At 73.6% G+C, this 1,166-nt stretch carries 2 protein-coding genes; both read right to left on the reverse strand.

From position 1 onward, the window contains the following. Nucleotides 1–27: 27 nt before the first annotated feature. Complete coding sequence (locus OOT08_RS05455) at nucleotides 28–522, reverse strand: YbaK/EbsC family protein (protein ID WP_325091564.1); 495 nt, start codon at nucleotides 520–522, stop codon at nucleotides 28–30. Nucleotides 523–654: 132 nt separating this feature from the next. After that, on the reverse strand, nucleotides 655–1,166 hold a 512-nt coding region (locus tag OOT08_RS05460), incomplete at its 5' end, for an SDR family NAD(P)-dependent oxidoreductase (RefSeq protein ID WP_325091566.1).

The following is a 1,166-nucleotide window of genomic DNA, read 5'->3' on the forward strand; positions in this document are numbered from 1 at the left end:
CACCGCAATGCGCGGCGCGGACACGGCTCAGGTCACCGGCAGGACGCGGCCCCCGGTGATCCGACAGAGCTCCTCGAAGCTCATCGGGAAGATAGTCTCGGGGGCCCCGGCCGCGGCCCAGAGCACCGGGTGATCGGCGAGGGACTCGTCCACAAGCGTGCGGACCGGGGCCGGGTGGCCGAGCGGGGCGACGCCGCCGATGGCCTGGCCGGTCGCGGCGCGGACGTCCTCCGGGCTGGCCCGGGTGATCTCCCGCGCGCCGATCCGGGCGGCGAGCGCCGCGGTGTCCACGCGATGCGCACCGCTCGTCATCACGAGGAGCGGTTCGCCGTCGGCGAGGAAGATGAGGCTGTTCGCGATCGCCGCGACGGGGCAGCCGAGGACCTCGGCGGCACGCTTCGCGGTCTTCGCCACGTCCGGGAGCACCCGGATCTCGGCGCTGATGCCGTGGGCGTCCAGCTGCTCGCGGACGGTCCGCGCGGCTCGGGGCAGGTCGGGGCCCTGCGGGCGTTGCTGGGTCATGACCGTCCCTTCCACGGGTGTGCGCGCCGCACTCGCGGGGCGCTTTCACTGTACCCCGCGAGCGCGGCGCGCGACAGCGGTCCTGGCCCGGGGGCGGCGGGGGATCCCCGTGGCCCCCGGCTGCCTCGGGGCTTAGAAGTGGGTGCCGCCGTCGATGCGCACCTCGGTGCCGGTGACGAACGCCCCGTCGTCGCTCGCGAGCATTGCGACGACGCTTGCCACCGTCTCCGGGCCGGCGTAGCCCGCGCCGATCGCTGGGCTGAGCTTGGCGAACAGCGAGAGATCGGCGTCCTCGGGCAGGCCAGGGCCGACGCTCTGCCGGCTCTTCCCGGAGCCGTCGGTCATGCCGGAGGAGATCGAGCCGGGCTGCACCGCGTTGAAGCGGATCCCGTCGCCCGCGTACTCCGAGGCGAGGGCGTGCGTCATCGACTGGATGCCGCCCTTGCTCGCGGCGTACGCCGCCATGTACGGGTGGGCGAAGCCCGCCGAGGTCGAACTGAAGTTCACGACGGATGCGCCGGTGCCGGCGCGCAGGGCGGGAAGGGCCTCACGGGTCACGAGGAAGGTGCCGACCAGGTTCACGCGGAGCACGTGTTCGAAGTCGGCGAGGCTCGTCTCGTGGGTGTGCGAGGAGCGCAGGATTC

The organism is Leucobacter sp. M11 (genome assembly GCF_035726885.1).
In the GTDB taxonomy this organism is placed as follows: Bacteria; Actinomycetota; Actinomycetes; order Actinomycetales; family Microbacteriaceae; genus JAPFRB01.